This window comes from Streptomyces sp. NPDC002573 (genome assembly GCF_042889625.1).
GTDB lineage: Bacteria > Actinomycetota > Actinomycetes > Streptomycetales > Streptomycetaceae > Streptomyces > Streptomyces gibsoniae.
Map to the genome: position 1 here is coordinate 235,589 of NZ_JBIARC010000003.1, position 15,094 is coordinate 250,682.

The window sequence follows — 15,094 nt, forward strand, 5'->3', positions numbered from 1 at the left end:
CGCCGGAGTCGGTGTCGTACGTCTACGACCGGCGGCGGGGCTTGCCGCGCCGGTTGCCCTGGGATCCGCCCGAACCGCTCCGCGCACTCCTGCCCGTGGTGCCCGTGGGCTTGCCCGCCCGTCCCGTCTTCCCCGCCGTCTTTCCGCCCGCAGGCTGGCGCCGGGCGCCCGCACCGTCGGAGCGTGTCTGCTTCGGCTGCGCGGCGGTCTGAGCCGTGCTGCGCCCCCGCGTGCTGTTCACCGTCCGTCCGCGCACGATCCCGATGAAGTCCTCGACCAGGTCCGTGGTCGCGTCCTCGGGCCAGGACAGGGCGACGCCCGACTGGGGGGCGTCCACGACCGTCCGGTAGGTGAGGTCGCGGCGGTGGTACAGCCGCGCCAGCGACTGCGGGACGACGAGAAGCCCCACCCCCGCCGCCACCAGCTCGATCGCGTCCTCCGTCGTGGCGGGCCGCTCGAACGCGGGCAGCCCCGGCGGCTGCTCCCAGTCCAGGACGTCGTCGAGGGGGTGGAACACGACCTCCTCGGCGAGGTCCGCCAGGGACACCTCTTCCACGGCGCTCACCAGGTGGTCCTTGGGGACGACGACGACCGTCGTCTCGGTGTAGAGGGGGATCGCGCTGAAGAAGGTGCGGTCCACCGGCAGCCGCAGGAGTGCCGCGTCGGCCTCACGGTCGCGCAGCGCCTCAGGGGCCTGGGTCGCCGGCACCTGGAGCAGCGTCAGCGGGACGTCTGGCAGGCGTTCGTTCCAGATCCGCACCCACTTGGCGGGTGTCACCCCGGGGACGTACGCGAGCCGGAACGAGGGGGGTACTTCCGAGCCTGTCACCCCGCCAGGTTACCGGGCGTGGTCGGCGGGCCCTTACCCGGCGGATAGTCTGGACACCATGAAGTCGCACCAGACCGCCCAGACGATGAAGCCCGCGACCGCGGCGAAGAAGCTGGGTGTGTACCTCCCCGCCACCCCCGCCGAGTTCCAGGAGGGTGTCGTCTCGCGCACCGAGCTGAACGAGCTCCAGGCGAATCCGCCGGAGTGGCTGCGGGAGCTGCGGCTGAACGGACCGCACCCCCGCCCGGTGGTGGCGGCGAAGCTGGGCGTGTCCATCGCGGGTCTGGCGCGTGGCGGGGTCACGGAAGCCCTCACCACCGAGCAGATCGACGCGCTCAAGGAGGACCGGCCCGAGTGGCTGGAGAAGGAACGCGCCACCCAGGCCGAGGTCCGCAAGGAAGCCGCCCGGATCAAGAAGCGGGACGCCGAGCGCGCCGAGCAGGACCGCTAGCGCTGCGACCGTCGCGGGACCGCGCCCCCGGTCCCGCAGGTCAGATCGTGCTGAGGCCCGTTTCCCCGCCGCTGTCCCGGGGGGCCTCCCGTAGCGGCGGCAGGGGTCCCGTCCGCAGGGCGGAGCCCCCACCGCGCCACGCGGTGAGCAGGTAGGCGGCGAGGCGGTCCTCGAGGAAGCCGGTGGCCCGGATGCCGAACACGACGTCCGTCTCCAGGCCGGGCTCGCTCTCCAGCAGCCCGCCGACCACATCGTGGCGCACGACCTGCTCATGGACCGCGTCCGCCACCACGTGCTCCTCGTAGAAGCGTCTGGCCGCCGCCCCCGCGCCGACCCGGCGCAGGGCCTCGGCCAGTCGGCGCGACCCCGGGGACGAGGTCACTTCCACGACCGCGAAATGGCCGGTCAGGGCGCCCCTGAGACTGCGGTGCAGACCGAACAGCGACATCAGGTTGACCGTGGCGAGCAGCTCGGCGGGGGCGGCCTCCAGGTAGTACCCGTAGTCCGTGCTGAGCCTCAGGTCCTGCATCAGGTCCGCGTAGAGTCCCGCGTGGATCTCCTCGGCCCGTCCCGCCCCGAACTCGTCGAATTCCACGGCCGCCATGCCCGCCTTGGCCCGGCCGTGCAGCCGGGGGATCACCCAGGCGTGTGGATCGGCCTCCTTGAGGTGGTACAGCGACCGCAGCGTCGCGTACTCCCGGAGGTGCTCCAGCCGGCCCTCGTTCCTGAGGAAGTGGGAGACGCCGGTGGCGTCGTCTCCGACCGGCTCGACCTGGAGGTCGTCGAGGGCCTGCCGGGAGCCGATGCCGACGACGGGGACATCGACCCGCAGAGCGGTGTGGAACCGCTCTTCGAGGGCGCGGCGGAAGGCGAGCAGCGCGGGATCCCATTCACGGTCGTCGTCGACGCCGTCGAAGCCCTGGTAGTGCAGTTCGTACAGCACATAGAGCGCGAGCTGGAGATCCTCCCCGTAGGGATCGCCGCCCTCCGGCGGGGCGGCAGGGGCACTCCCCTCGCGCAGGGCGGTCGCCACCGCGTGCGAGAGCGGACCCCTGGCCTGCGGCAGGGACGGGCTGCACCGGCGTGGTTCGGACCGGGTGATCGTCACTCCTGCGTCTCCCCTCCTGCGCAGCCGGGATCGTCTCCCGCGAGTCCGGGCTCGTCCGCGGGCCTGCCCCGGCGGCGGTGGCTGGTGTCGCACCAGGGATAGGTACGGCTGCGCCGGCAGGTACAGACGGCCACCAGGAACCGCCTGCTCACCGCTTGCCGCCCGTCCGGGCCGATGATCTCCACCGGCCCCTCGACCAGCAGCGGACCGTCCCGATCGGCGCGGATACGGCAGACCCGCTCCCGCCCGCCCGGCACGGCCTCGCGCTCGCCCGGCACGGCGTCATGTTCGTACGGCACGGATGACCACCAGCTCTTCCACCATGTCGTCGGCCGTCAGACCGCGCCGGCGCAGCCAGGTCAGCCGGGAGAGCAAGACCCGCCCGTAGGGCACCCTCATACGGTCCGTGACGGTGGCGCTCAGTCCCGCCCCGGTCAGCCGGGCGACCGTGTCCTCGACCCCGCACAGCGCGGACTGCACCATGAGCAGGGCACCCTGCGGGCGCAGCAGCGTGGTCGCGGCGTCGCAGATGCGGTCGAGCACCATGCGGCCGTCCCATCCGGCGTCCCAGGCACGCGCGGCACCCCGGGGAGCCGCACGGCAGGGGGACGGGACGTACGGCGGGTTGCTGACCACGAGGTCGAAGCTCCGTCCGGGCACCGCCGAGGTGAGGTCACCATGGCGCACGCTGATGTTCTGCCGGCTGAGCAACGCGTTCACCCGGGTCGCGAACACCGCCCGCCAGGAGATGTCGACCGCGGTGACCTGCGCACCGAGCCGTGCGGCCGTCAGCGCGAGAGCCCCGGTACCGGTGCCCAGGTCCAGGACCTCCGCCTCCGGGGCGAGCCGCTCCCGGCACAGGGCCCGGGTGAGCAGCCGGGTGTCGTCCTGGGGCTCGTACACCCCCGGTGGGACCCACGCGGGAGACCGCGGGGTCGGGCAGCGGGTTTCGACGGTCATCGGTTCCTCCGTGTCTCCCTGGACGACACGCAGCCCCGAGTCCCCAGCTGTGTCTGATCGACACGTGCGTGTCCGATCGGCACAGGGCGCCGGAGGAGGATCCGGTCACCGGCGGGTTCAGCCTCCCGTGGCGAAGCCCGGGAAGAGGGTCATACCGCCGTCGACATAGAGGGTGGCGCCGACGACGTAGTCGAGCAGGTCGGAGGCCAGCACGCCGACCACCCGCGCGATGTCCTCCGGCTCGCCCACCCTGCCGTACGGGATCAGCTCCAGCAGGCTCGTCTCGGCCTGGGGGGTGTCCCAGGCGCTGCGGTTGATGGGGGTGCGGATCGCTCCGGGCGCGACTGCGTTGACCCGGATCCGCTGCGGTGCCAGTTCCTGGGCCATGGTCTCCATCAGCATCTGGACGCCGCCCTTGGAGGCCGCGTAGTTCACATGACCGGCCCAGGGGATCACCTGGTGCACCGAGCTCATGCAGATGATCTTCCCGGCGGACGACGACACCTCAGGGACCACTCCCCTGCGCAGGAACTCCTTGGTCACCTCCCGCGCGCACAGGAACTGCCCGGTGAGATTGACGTCCAGGACCTTCTGCCACTGTGCGAGGGTCATGTCCGTGAGGCGGGCGTCCCGCTGCAGACCGGCGTTGGCGACCAGGATGTCGACCGTGCCCAGCTCCTCCACCATGCGGGACACCATGCCGACGACCTGGTCCTCCTGGGAGACGTCCGCCTGGTGGGCGTAGGCGCGCACCCCGACGGCCTCGATCTCCCGCACCACCTGATCCGCGGAGTCGGCGTCGGAGACGAAGTTGACGACGACGTCGGCGCCCATCCGGCCCAGACCGACGGCGGTGGCCTTGCCGATCCCGGAGTTGGCGCCGGTGACCAACGCCTTCTGCCCCTTCAGAAGCGGAATGCTGCCGATCCGCTGAGCCTCGTCCACGCTGGTGCCCACGCTCGCCTCCAGTCGGTACCGCCCCGGAACACGGCCGGGACCACCTCGGTTCTCCGGCCGGTCGCCCCCGACCGCACCACTCGACCATCCATGACCACACCACCTCGGGCCGCCCTCCGCGCGCCGCGAAACCCGACTCGGGCGCGCCTTCACTCCTTCGGCGTCCGCTGCTTCGAGGTCTCCGCCTCGGCGTTCACTCCTCGGGCGTTGCGGAAGGAAGCCGTCCGACAGGGCGGTGGAGCGGGCGGCCGTCCGGGCTCGCGACCGCCCGTACTCGCCGCGCGCACGCTCACCTCATGGGCCACATTGGGACCATGGTTCGCTATCCGCCGATCGCCGATCACGGACTGGTGGGTGATCTGCAGACCGCCGCCCTGGTCTCCGCTCAGGGTGTCGTGGACTGGTTCGCCGCGCCGCGGTTCGACTCGCCCAGTGTCTTCGCATCCCTGCTCGACCACGACCGCGGAGGCTACTTCCGGCTGGCACCGGTGGGCGGGGACGGCGGAACCTGGCGGCAGCTCTACTACCCGGACAGCGCCGTGCTGGTGACCCGGTTCATGTCGGCCGACGGCGTGGGCGAAGTGATCGACTGCATGCCCGTCGACCGCCCCCACCGGGCCACCGACCGGCACACCCTGGTCCGGGCCGTGCGGACCGTGCGCGGCACGGTCCGCTTCGCCCTGGAGTGCCGTCCCCGGTTCGACTACGCGCGCGCCGCACACACCCTTGAACTGCGGGAGGACACCGCGTCCTTCCACTCTCCGGGCCTCACCGCCCATCTGCAGAGCACCTTTCCGCTGCGGCACGACGGCCAGGACGTCATCGGCGAGGTGACCCTGCGGGAAGGCCAGGTCGCCGCCACGGTCTTCATCGTCTGCGAGCCGGGCGGGGCCGCGCCCCCGCCGCCCACCGAGGAGCAGCTGTCCGGGGAGATCTGGGCGACCGTCGGCTTCTGGCAGCGATGGGTCCGCACCTGCCGCTACCGGGGGCGGTGGCCGGACATGGTGCACCGCTCCGCCATCACCCTGAAACTGCTCACCTACGCCCCCACCGGAGCCCCGATCGCCGCCGCCACCATGGGCCTGCCGGAACAGATCGGCGGGGAACGCAACTGGGACTACCGCTACACCTGGATCCGGGACGGTTCGCTGTCCGTGCGCGCCCTGCTCGACCTCGGCTTCGTCGAGGAGGCGAACGCCTTCGTCGGCTGGCTGGGCGACCGGCTGCACGACCAGGCGGGGCCCGACGGAGAACCGCTGCAGATCATGTACCGGGTGGACGGGGACCCTCATCTGCCCGAGGAGATCCTGCCGCACCTGGAGGGCTATCAGGGCTCCGCACCGGTCCGGGCCGGCAACGCCGCGACCGACCAGCTCCAGCTGGACATCTACGGCGAGGCCCTGTTCGCGCTCTCCGAGAGCCGCAAGATCGGCACACATGTGGGCTACCACGGCTGGAAGGGACTCAGCCGGACCCTGGACTGGCTCGCCGGCCACTGGGACCGGCCCGACGAGGGCATCTGGGAGACCCGCGGCGGCCGCAAGGACTTCACCTACAGCCGGGTGATGTGCTGGGTGGCGTTCGACTGCGGTCTGCGGCTGGCCGAGGAGTGGCGCCGGCCGGCGGACACCGCGCTCTGGACCGGCGCCCGCGACGCCATCCTCGACCAGGTCATGGAGCGCGGCTGGAGCAAGGAGCAACAGGCACTGGTCCAGCACTACGACAGCAACGTCCTGGACGCGTCGCTGCTCCTGCTCCCCCGGCTGGGTTTCCTCGCCCCCTTGAGCCCGGGCTGGCTGAACACACTGGACGCCATCGACCGCAAACTGGTCTCCGACAGCCTGGTCTACCGCTACGACCCGGCCGCCTCCCCCGACGGACTGCGCGGCTCGGAAGGCACCTTCAGCCTCTGTACGTTCCTCTACGTCGACGCCCTGGCCCGCTCGGGCCAACTGGCCAAGGCGCGCTACACGTTCGAGAAGATGCAGACCTACGCCAACCACGTCGGACTGTTCGCCGAGGAGATCGGCCCCGGCGGCGAGCAGTTGGGCAACTTCCCCCAGGCCTTCACGCATCTCTCGCTCATCATGGCCGCCTCCTCGCTCGATGACGCCCTCGACGAGGCCGCCGACCGGTCCTACCTCCCGTCGGACGACGAGAAGGCACCGCCATGGCGCATCGCCCCGGTATGACCGATCCCCTCGCACTCGGCCCGGACGACTTCGAGGCGCTGTACCGGCGCCTGCGCGGCGCGGCCGACACCGGTCCCACGCCCAGAGGGGCGCTGGACCGGATCACGCCGGAGCTGGTTCGGCGCGCGGCGGGCGAAGTCCGCACCGGACGCACCGTGTCGATGGCCGCACCGTGCATCCGCTGTGACCGCGTGGACGGCTTTCCGTGTCTGCTGCTGGCCAAGTCCGACGCACAGGTCATCTGTGTCGACCCCGCGCTGCGGTACGACAACGTCACCCTCGTCACGGGCGCCACCGTGCGACGCCTGGAGACCGACGACAGCGGACGGACCGTCACCGGCGTCGTCACCGAACTCGCCGGCCAGGGACCCGTGCACTACCGGGGGGACATCGTGGTGGTCGCCTGCGGGGCGGTGAACTCCGCAGCCCTGCTGCTGCGTTCCGCCGACGACCGGCATCCGGACGGACTGGCCAACAGCTCGGGTGTCGTCGGCCGCCACTACCTGCGCCACAACAACCTGGCGCTGATGGCGGTGTCGCTCGACCCCAACGACACCCGCTTCCAGAAGACCCTGGCGCTGAACGACTGGTACCTGGGCGCCGACGACTGGGACCATCCGCTCGGCGGCATCCAGATGCTCGGCAAGTCGGACGCCGAGCAGATCCGCGCCGAGGCTCCGCATGGGCCGCTCTCGCCGCGCCGGACCTGCCCTTCGAGACGCTGGCCCACCATGCGGTCGACTTCTGGCTCTGCGGAGAGGACCTGCCCCGGCCCGACAACCGGGTGACCCTGGACCACGAGGGCGGTATCCATCTGGCCCTGGACGAGCGGAACAACATCGCCGGAGTCACCCGGCTGCGGCACAAGCTGCAGGGGATGCTCAGCAGTCTGGGCATGCACCGTAACCATCTGCTGCCCCACAGCCTCTATCTGCACAAGGGCATGCCCATCGGCGCCACCGCCCATCAGGCCGGCACCGTCCGCTTCGGCGACGATCCGCGCAGTTCGGCCCTGGACCTCCACTGCAAGGCCCACAACCTCGACAACCTCTATGTCGTGGACACGAGCTTCTTCCCCAGTATCGGAGCCGTGAACCCGTCCCTGACCGCGATCGCCAACGCGCTGCGCGTCGGCGACCACATCGCCGAGCGCCTCGGCGCGCGTCCGGCACGCCCTGACACACGGGCGACATCCTGAGCACGCGGGACGGAGGTCTGACGAACAGTCAACTCCCGAGGGCGTGTGGGCGGCCGGGGCGAAAAACCCGAATGCACCGCCTCGCGCGACCGTGGAATCATGCGACGGTGATCCACCGTCTCGAACCGCTGGTCGTCCGGCACACCCACCGCCTGCCCTCCCCCACGGGACCCTCGGGGAAGGGCGACATCGCAGCGCGGCAGTTCGACGCCGCGCTGATGTCCGTGGGCTTCAAACTCTCGGCGGGCCTGCTGGAGCATCTGTCGGCGCTGTCCGAGGGCGCGGTCGTCGACACCGCCGTACGCACCCTGGCCACCGTCCGGGAGATGGTCGGGGACCATGTGCGCCACAACGTCTACTTCATCGACTTCCCGGCCAACGTGCCCGACACCTTCGACTTCTGGATGGGCTGCATCGCCGAGGCGCTCGACGACGACACCACGCGCGAGCGCACACAGGCCCAGCTGGAGAGCGGTGTGCTGGACCTGCTCACCCTTCCGTCCTACGGCAACTACCGCCACACCTATGCCGAGATGCTCGCCGCCCATGACGAGCTGATCGCAGCGGCGGGCGACCGTATGACGGTGCTGCGGCTCGGCAAGGGTCTCGCGGACGAGGTCACCGCCCTGTATCTGTCGCTGGCCGGCAGCCCCACCCCGCTCGGCGACGACGAGCTGGAGGACCTGCGCATCCTCGCCGGGCACTGCGCCGAGGGTCCCCAGCCGGAGGCGATACCGGTCCGGGAGATCCGCGCTGTCGTCAACCGGGCCCGGCTCCAGGTGGGCGCGGACCTCCTGCTCGACACCGTCACCGATGTGCTCCGGCTGGCCTGTGCGCTCTCGGACGGTGATGTGACCCTGCGGGAACCGAGCCGGTTCCGCACACTGCCCCGCCCGGTCCGCCGCACCCTGCTCGCCGGACTCGACGCCGTCGTCGCCGCCTCCCCGGCCAAGCTCGCCGACGTGGTGGCGCACCGCGAGGCGTGGAAGCGCCTCGGCGAACGCCTCCACCCGCACGAGTACCCGGACCGGCCGCATGCCGCCGAGGTGTTCGCCGTCGCCCGGGGTGACAGGATCGTGCGGTCCTTCGACAGCCGGGTCGAGGAACTGCTCGCCCGGTACGACGTCCTCGCGGCGACGGAGTTGCTCAAGTCCGCGCCGGGCAAGCTGTTCCGCGCCCTGGACCGCCTGCTGCGCACGGCCGGCACCCAGGCCGAGCGCGACGCGGTCGTGGCCGCCGCGGAGCAGGTCGCTCCCCTGGTCTCCGGCCGCGTGGTGCTGTCGGTCCGTGAGCACCTCCACAACCGCGCCGCGCAGTCCGGCAAGCGGCGCGTCTTCGTCAACCGTCTCGGCCGCGCCCGGGTCGTCCCCGACACCCGGTCGGCGGTGCGGGCCCCGGAACGCACTCGTCTGATCGCCGCTCTCGACGCCGAGATAGGCCGGCGCCTCCCGGCCACCGGCCACCTCGTGGTCGACCCCGATGTCCTGGACGTCGCGCTCCCGCTCAGCGGCCGGGCGACCACGTCCGGCCTCGGCGTGCTGCCCCGGGGTTCCGAGTCTCCCGTCGACGGCGAACTGCTGCGCTTCTTCGTCTACTGGAAGCAGACGGCCCACCGCACCGACTACGACCTGTCGGCACTGACCCTGAACTCCGACTACTCGACCCGCTCCTGGCTGTCCTACACGCATCTCACCGCCGTCGACGGCGAGCACTCGGGCGACATCACCGACGCCCCCGACGGCGCCTCGGAGTTCATCAACCTGCGGCTGGGCGCCGTGCGCGGCACCTTCATCGTCCCACAGGTCCACATCTTCGCCGGCGAGGGCTTCGACGAGACGGAGGAGTCGTTCTTCGGCTTCATGCTGCGCGACGCCGAACAGCAGGGCCGGCCGTTCGAGCCGCGCACCGTGCGCATGAAGTCCGAACTGCGCGGCCCCGGCCGGGTCGCGCTGCCGCTGGCGTTCCACCGCGACCGCGACGGCCGGTGGCACGCCAGGTGGCTGCACCTCTACCTCAAGGGCGAGCCGTCGGCCAACCGGGTCGAGGAGCACCGGGTGTCGGTCGCGACGCTGCTGCAAGGCATCATGGAGCGTGCTCCCCTGACGGTCCGGTACCTCACCGACCTGATGGCCGAGGGTGCCACGCGGGTGACGGTCTGGGACGGCGCAACGGTCCCGGACGGTCCCGTCACCTATATCGGCCTGGAGCAGCCCGAGGGACTGCCTCCCGGCTCCCGGATCATCACCCCGGGAAATCTGCGCGACCTGGTCCCGGACTGACTGCTACCGTTGATCACGGCGAGGCCATGAGGGGGCTTCCTTCTCAATTCCCTTTGATGCCAGTCCCTTCGCTCTCCTCGCCCTCGACGTTCGCGCGGCAGCGCCCCGGCCCCTCAGGCGGCCACGGCGCTGCCGCGCGTACCGCTGTCACGGTGGATCGGCGTCCCCGAGCCGGTCAGCGGGACGCCGGTGCCGCCTCGCCGGGCCGCCACGATCTCCGCCGCGATGGACAGTGCGGTCTCCTCGGGCGTACGCGCGCCGAGATCGAGGCCGATCGGGGACCGCAGCCGGGCCAGCTCCCGCCCGCTCAGGCCCACTTCGCGCAGTCGCCGGGTGCGGTCCTCGTGCGTGCGGCGCGAGCCCATGGCGCCGACGTAGGCGACCGGCATCCGCAGGGCGGCCTTCAGCACCGGCACGTCGAACTTGGCGTCGTGGGTGAGCACGCACAGGACCGTGCGTTCGTCGGTCGCCGTGCGCTGGAGATAGCGGTGCGGCCAGTCCACCACGATGTCGTCGGCCTCGGGGAAGCGGGCTCGCGTGGCGAAGACGGGGCGGGCGTCGCACACGGTCACGTGATAGCCGAGGAACTTGCCCACCCGCACGAGCGCCGCCGCGAAGTCGATCGCGCCGAAGACGATCAGGCGGGGCTGTGGCACTCGCGACTCGACGAACAGGGTGAGACCGCCGGGGCAGTGCGATCCGTCCTCGGGGAGGTCGACCGTGCCGGTGCGGCCGGTGTCCAGCAGCGCCCGGGCCTCGGCCGCCGCCGTCCGGTCCAGCTCGGGATGGCCTCCGAGGCCGCCCTCGCCGGATCCGTCGGAGCGGACCAGCAGGGCCCCGCCGAGAAGTTCGGCCGGGCCCCGGACGATCCGCGCGAGCGCCACCGGCTCACCCTGCACGGCCGCCGCCAGCGCCGCGCGGAACACCCCCGCGGCGGGCGCCTGCGCCTCGACCGGGGTGACCAGGACGTCGATGACGCCGCCGCAGGTCAGGCCGACGGCGAAGGCGTCCTCGTCGCTGTAGCCGAACCGTTCGAGAACGCTCTCGCCGTCGCTCAGCGCCTGGCGGCACAGCTCGTACACCGCCCCCTCGACACAGCCGCCGGAGACCGAGCCGATGATCGTTCCGTCGCTGTCGACGGCGAGCGCGGCGCCGGGATCGCGCGGTGCGCTGCCGCCGACGCCGACGACGGTCGCCACGGCGAAGGACCGGCCCTCATCACTCCAGCGGTTCAGCTCCTCGGCGATGTCAAGCATGCGTCGCTCCGTCGGCGGCCGACAGCACGCGGTCGGGCCGGATGGGCAGGTTCCGGTGACGGACGCCGGTCGCGTGCCAGACCGCGTTGGCGATCGCCGCCGCGGCGCCCACGATGCCGATCTCGCCGACGCCCTTGATCCCGACCGGGTCGTCCGGGTCCGGGTCGTCGATCCAGTCCGCCTCGATGAGCGGCACGTCCGCGTGCGTGGCGACGTGATAGCCGGCGAGGTCGGCTCCGACGTGGCCGCCCGTGGCCCCGTCCCGTACCGCCTCCTCGTGCAGCGCCATGGAGATGCCCCAGATCATGCCTCCGACGAACTGGCTGCGCGCGGTGAGCGGGTTGACCACCCGGCCCGCCGCGAAGACGCCGAGCATGCGCCGCACCCGTACCTCGCCGGTGGTGACGTCCACCGCGACCTCGGCGAACTGCGCCCCGAAGGAGTGCCGTTCCTTCCTCGCGAGGGCCCCGATGGCCGCGGAGGTGTCGGACCGCACCGTGATCCCCTCCGGGGGGACGCTCGACCCGAGAGCGAGCCGTTCCCGCAGCTCACCGACCGCGATCTGGACGGCCCAGGCCCAGGACCGGGTGCCCATCGAGCCGCCGGCGATCATCGCCGGACCGAAGTCGCTGTCCCCGATCCGCACCCGGACCCGCTCCGGCGCCACGTCGAGCGCGTCGGCGGCGATCAGGGTGAGCGCGGTCCGCGCGCCCGTTCCGATGTCCGAGGCGGCGATCCGCACGGTGAAGGTGCCGTCCGGCTCCGCCGTGAGGGCCGCCGTGGACGGTCCGGCTCCCGACGGGAAGGAGGCGGCCGCGGTGCCGGTGCCGAGCAGCCAGCGCCCGTCGCGGCGCAGGCCGGGCCGCGGATCCCGGTCCGGCCAGCCGAACCGCCGGGCGCCCTCGCGGAAACAGGCGAGCAGATTGCGGCTGCTGAACGGCAGTCCGGACAGGGGTCCCCGCTCGGGCTCGTTGCGTACGCGCAGCTCGATCGGGTCGATCCCGCACTTCTCGGCGAGTTCGTCGAGCGCGGCCTCCAGCGCGAACGACCCGGGTGCCTCGCCCGGCGCCCGCATCCAGGTCGGGGTCGGCACGTCGAGCCGTACGACCCGGTTGGCCGTGTGATGGGCGTCGGCGTCGTACATCACCCGGGCCGGTGCGGCGCCCGGCTCGACGAACTCGTGCACGGTGGAGGTGAGGTTCAGGCAGCTGTGTTCCAGCGCGCGCAGCCGCCCGTCGGCGTCGGCGCCGAGCCTGAGCCGCTGTGTCGTGGGACTGCGGTAACCGGCCAGGGTGAACATCTGACGGCGGGTCATGACGACGCGGACCGGGCGCTGGAGGACGGTCGCGGCCATCACGGCACCCACCTGGTGGGCGCGGACGCCCTTGCTGCCGAAGCCTCCGCCGATGTGCTCGGACCGCACCCGCACCGAGTCCGGATCGAGCGAGAACAGCTTCGCGAGTTCGCCCGCGACCCAGGTGGTGCCCTGGTTGGAGTCGACGACCTCCAGCCGGCCACCGTCCCAGCGGGCCGCCGCGGCGTGCGGCTCCATCGGGTTGTGGTGCTCTTCCGGGGTGGTGTACTCGGCGTCCACGACGACGGCGGAGGCGGCGAGCTCGGCCGTGAGGTCGCCCTTCTCCGCCACCCCCGGCGTGTGGCCCTCCACCGGGTACGCGTCCGGGTGTCCGGCGAAGAAGGCGACGTCGTGCGGCTCCTGCTCGTAGTGCACCACGAGTGCCTCGGCGGCCTCCCTGGCCTGCTCGGGCGTCTCGGCGACGACCAGCGCGACGGGCCAGCCCAGGTGCGGCACCCGGTCGTTCTGGAACAGGGCCAGGCTCGGGTCCGGCCGGGATCCGAGCATGCCGACGAAGTCGCTGTCGACGCGTGGCGCGTTCTCGTGGTGCAGCACGGTGAGGACGCCGGGCATGGCGAGGACGGGGGCGGTCTCGATCGCGCGGACGCGGCCGCGGGCGACGGTGGACAGGACCAGCCAGCCGTGGGCGAGCCCGGCGAAGGGGATCTCGCCCGCGTAGCGGGCCGCGCCGGTGACCTTGTCCCTGCCCTCCACACGGGTGTGCGGCGTGCCGACGGAGCCCCGCGTCGTCGGGGTGCCGGTCGTGGCGGTGGTCATCGGTCGGCCTCCTCGGCGAGTTCGGTCAGCACGGCCACCACGAGATTGCGCATGAGCGTGACCTTGTATCCGTTGTGGGGCAGCGGCTTCGCCGCCGCCAGTTCGGCGTCCGCCGCGGCGGCGAACGTCTCGGCGTCGGCCGGTGCTCCGGTCAGCACCCGCTCGGCCGCGTGGGCCCGCCAGGGCCGGGACGCGACCGCGCCGAAGGCCAGGCGCGCCTCGTGCACCAGGTCGTCGCGCACGTCGAGCGCGGCGGCGATCGAGCCGATCGCGAACGCGTAGGAGGCGCGTTCGCGCACCTTGCGATAGCGGGAGCGGGCGGCGACCGGGGCGGGCGGCAGCGTGACACCGGTGATCAGCGCGCCCGCCGGCAGCGCGGTCTCCCGATGCGGGGTGTCGCCGACGGGCAGATAGAACTCGCCGAGCGGCAACTCGCCCGGCCCGTCGGCGGTTTCGTACGAGACCGCGGCGTCGAAGGCGGTCAGCGCCACGCCCATGTCCGAGGGGTGGACGGCTACACAGTGGTCGGAAGCACCCAGGATGGCGTGATTGTGATGCTCGCCCTCGACGGCGGGGCAACCGCTGCCGGGACGGCGCTTGTTGCAGGGGCGGGACACATCGGTGAAGTAGCCGCAGCGGGTGCGCTGGAGCAGATTGCCGCCGACGGTGGCCATGTTGCGCAGTTGCCCGGAGGCACCGGCCAGCACGGCCTGCGTCAACGCCGGGTAGCGCCTGCGGACTTCGGGGTGGACCGCGAGGTCGCTGTTGGTGACGGTCGCGCCGATGCGCAGTCCGCCCTCCGGTGTCGACTCAACCCGGTCCAGGGGGAGTTCGCGTACGTCGATGAGCCGGGCGGGCCGCTCGATCCCGATCTTCATCAGATCGACGAGATTGGTGCCGCCCGCGAGGAAGCGCGCCTCCGGGTCGGCCCCGAGCAGCGCGACCGCGCCGGCGACGTCGGACGCCCTCTGATAGCCGAACTCCCTCATGCCACCGCCTCCGTGACCTCGTCGGTCTCGGCCTGGACGGCGGCCGCCCGAGCGACGGCCTGGACGATCGACACATACGCGCCGCAGCGGCACAGGTTGCCGCTCATCCGCTCCCGGATCTCGTCGGCCGTCAGCGGCGGTGGGCCCGCTTCGGGGCGTACGTCGTCGGTGACGGCGCTGGGCCAGCCCGCCGCGTGTTCCTCGATCACCGCGACGGCCGAGCAGATCTGGCCCGGGGTGCAGTAGCCGCACTGGTAGCCGTCGAAGTCGAGGAACGCCTGCTGCACCGGATGCAGCCGCTCACCCTCGGCCACCCCTTCGATGGTGGTGATCTCACGGCCCTCGGCGGCCACCGCCAGTTGCAGACAGGAGACCGCCCGGCGCCCGTCGATCAGAACCGTGCACGCACCGCATTGCCCCTGGTCACAGCCCTTTTTCGTACCGGTCAGATCGAGTCGCTCACGCAGGGCGTCGAGCAGGGTGGTGCGGTGGTCGGCGGTCAGCTGGTGCTTCTCGCCGTTGATGTTCAAAGTGATGGCGCTGTACGTCGACGAGGGGGCTGGGGCCATGATCAGCCTTCTTTCGCATATCCGGGATCGGAAGGCGTTCGAGGTGGGGGGTCCGGCAGTCAGACGCTTCAGGAGACGATGATTCGGCCCTTTTGAGGGCGAGGCACTTCGGAGACATAGGTGATACGCGGCAGGAGTGCCGACCGTCACGGACCCCGCCGTTCGCATCGACGGC

The 15,094-nt window shown here is 71.9% G+C and carries 12 protein-coding genes and 1 pseudogene; 4 read left to right on the plus strand and 9 right to left on the minus strand.

The genetic code is table 11. The features are described from left to right. Window positions 1–22: 22 nt before the first annotated feature. On the minus strand, window positions 23–829 hold the full coding sequence (locus ACFYX0_RS04780) for a LysR family substrate-binding domain-containing protein (RefSeq protein WP_355905713.1): 807 nt from the start codon (window positions 827–829) through the stop codon (window positions 23–25). A 58-nt stretch (window positions 830–887) separates the two neighbouring features. On the opposite strand from ACFYX0_RS04780, the gene ACFYX0_RS04785 reads away from it, so the two are divergent. Beyond that, the gene (locus ACFYX0_RS04785; protein WP_311699310.1) at window positions 888–1,280 is read left to right on the plus strand and encodes a DUF5997 family protein; all 393 of its coding nucleotides are present in this window, start codon (window positions 888–890) and stop codon (window positions 1,278–1,280) included. Window positions 1,281–1,320: 40 nt separating this feature from the next. On the opposite strand, the gene ACFYX0_RS04790 is transcribed toward ACFYX0_RS04785, so the two are convergent. From ACFYX0_RS04790 to ACFYX0_RS04805, 4 genes are all read right to left on the minus strand, one after another. Next, entirely contained in the window at window positions 1,321–2,388 is a 1,068-nt protein-coding gene (locus ACFYX0_RS04790; protein WP_388966320.1) for an iron-containing redox enzyme family protein, read from the minus strand. Further along, complete coding sequence (locus ACFYX0_RS04795; RefSeq protein ID WP_388966323.1) at window positions 2,385–2,687, minus strand: CDGSH iron-sulfur domain-containing protein; 303 nt, start codon at window positions 2,685–2,687, stop codon at window positions 2,385–2,387. The genes ACFYX0_RS04790 and ACFYX0_RS04795 overlap by 4 nt, the downstream gene beginning before the upstream one ends. After that, window positions 2,671–3,348, minus strand: a complete 678-nt coding sequence (locus tag ACFYX0_RS04800; RefSeq protein ID WP_388966326.1) for a HemK2/MTQ2 family protein methyltransferase — start codon at window positions 3,346–3,348, stop codon at window positions 2,671–2,673. The genes ACFYX0_RS04795 and ACFYX0_RS04800 overlap by 17 nt, the downstream gene beginning before the upstream one ends. Before the next feature lie 117 nt (window positions 3,349–3,465). Then, window positions 3,466–4,305 (minus strand): SDR family oxidoreductase, encoded by an 840-nt coding sequence (locus ACFYX0_RS04805; protein WP_388966329.1) that lies wholly within the window; start codon window positions 4,303–4,305, stop codon window positions 3,466–3,468. A gap of 314 nt (window positions 4,306–4,619) precedes the next feature. Between ACFYX0_RS04805 and ACFYX0_RS04810 the strand changes: the two genes are divergently transcribed. The 3 genes and pseudogenes from ACFYX0_RS04810 (at window position 4,620) to ACFYX0_RS04820 (ending at window position 9,974) form a co-directional block, all read left to right on the plus strand. Next, the gene (locus ACFYX0_RS04810) at window positions 4,620–6,497 is read left to right on the plus strand and encodes a glycoside hydrolase family 15 protein (protein WP_388966511.1); all 1,878 of its coding nucleotides are present in this window, start codon (window positions 4,620–4,622) and stop codon (window positions 6,495–6,497) included. Window positions 6,498–6,670: 173 nt separating this feature from the next. Next, window positions 6,671–7,695, plus strand: a pseudogene (locus ACFYX0_RS04815) (GMC oxidoreductase); the annotation flags it as partial. Window positions 7,696–7,802: 107 nt separating this feature from the next. Further along, a complete protein-coding gene (locus ACFYX0_RS04820; protein WP_388966332.1) occupies window positions 7,803–9,974 on the plus strand; it encodes a hypothetical protein in 2,172 nt (723 codons plus the stop codon). A 113-nt stretch (window positions 9,975–10,087) separates the two neighbouring features. On the opposite strand, the gene ACFYX0_RS04825 is transcribed toward ACFYX0_RS04820, so the two are convergent. The 4 genes from ACFYX0_RS04825 to ACFYX0_RS04840 are packed head-to-tail and all read right to left on the minus strand — an operon-like array spanning window position 10,088 to window position 14,919. After that, window positions 10,088–11,230 (minus strand): XdhC family protein, encoded by a 1,143-nt coding sequence (locus tag ACFYX0_RS04825; protein ID WP_388966335.1) that lies wholly within the window; start codon window positions 11,228–11,230, stop codon window positions 10,088–10,090. Further along, on the minus strand, window positions 11,223–13,361 hold the full coding sequence (locus ACFYX0_RS04830; protein WP_388966338.1) for a xanthine dehydrogenase family protein molybdopterin-binding subunit: 2,139 nt from the start codon (window positions 13,359–13,361) through the stop codon (window positions 11,223–11,225). Before ACFYX0_RS04830 ends, ACFYX0_RS04825 begins: the two co-directional genes overlap by 8 nt. After that, window positions 13,358–14,350 carry an FAD binding domain-containing protein gene (locus tag ACFYX0_RS04835; RefSeq protein WP_388966340.1) on the minus strand — a complete coding sequence of 331 codons (993 nt, stop codon included), beginning with the start codon at window positions 14,348–14,350 and terminating at the stop codon, window positions 13,358–13,360. Before ACFYX0_RS04835 ends, ACFYX0_RS04830 begins: the two co-directional genes overlap by 4 nt. Further along, a complete protein-coding gene (locus tag ACFYX0_RS04840; RefSeq protein WP_355905739.1) occupies window positions 14,347–14,919 on the minus strand; it encodes a 2Fe-2S iron-sulfur cluster-binding protein in 573 nt (190 codons plus the stop codon). Before ACFYX0_RS04840 ends, ACFYX0_RS04835 begins: the two co-directional genes overlap by 4 nt. Window positions 14,920–15,094 lie beyond the last annotated feature (175 nt).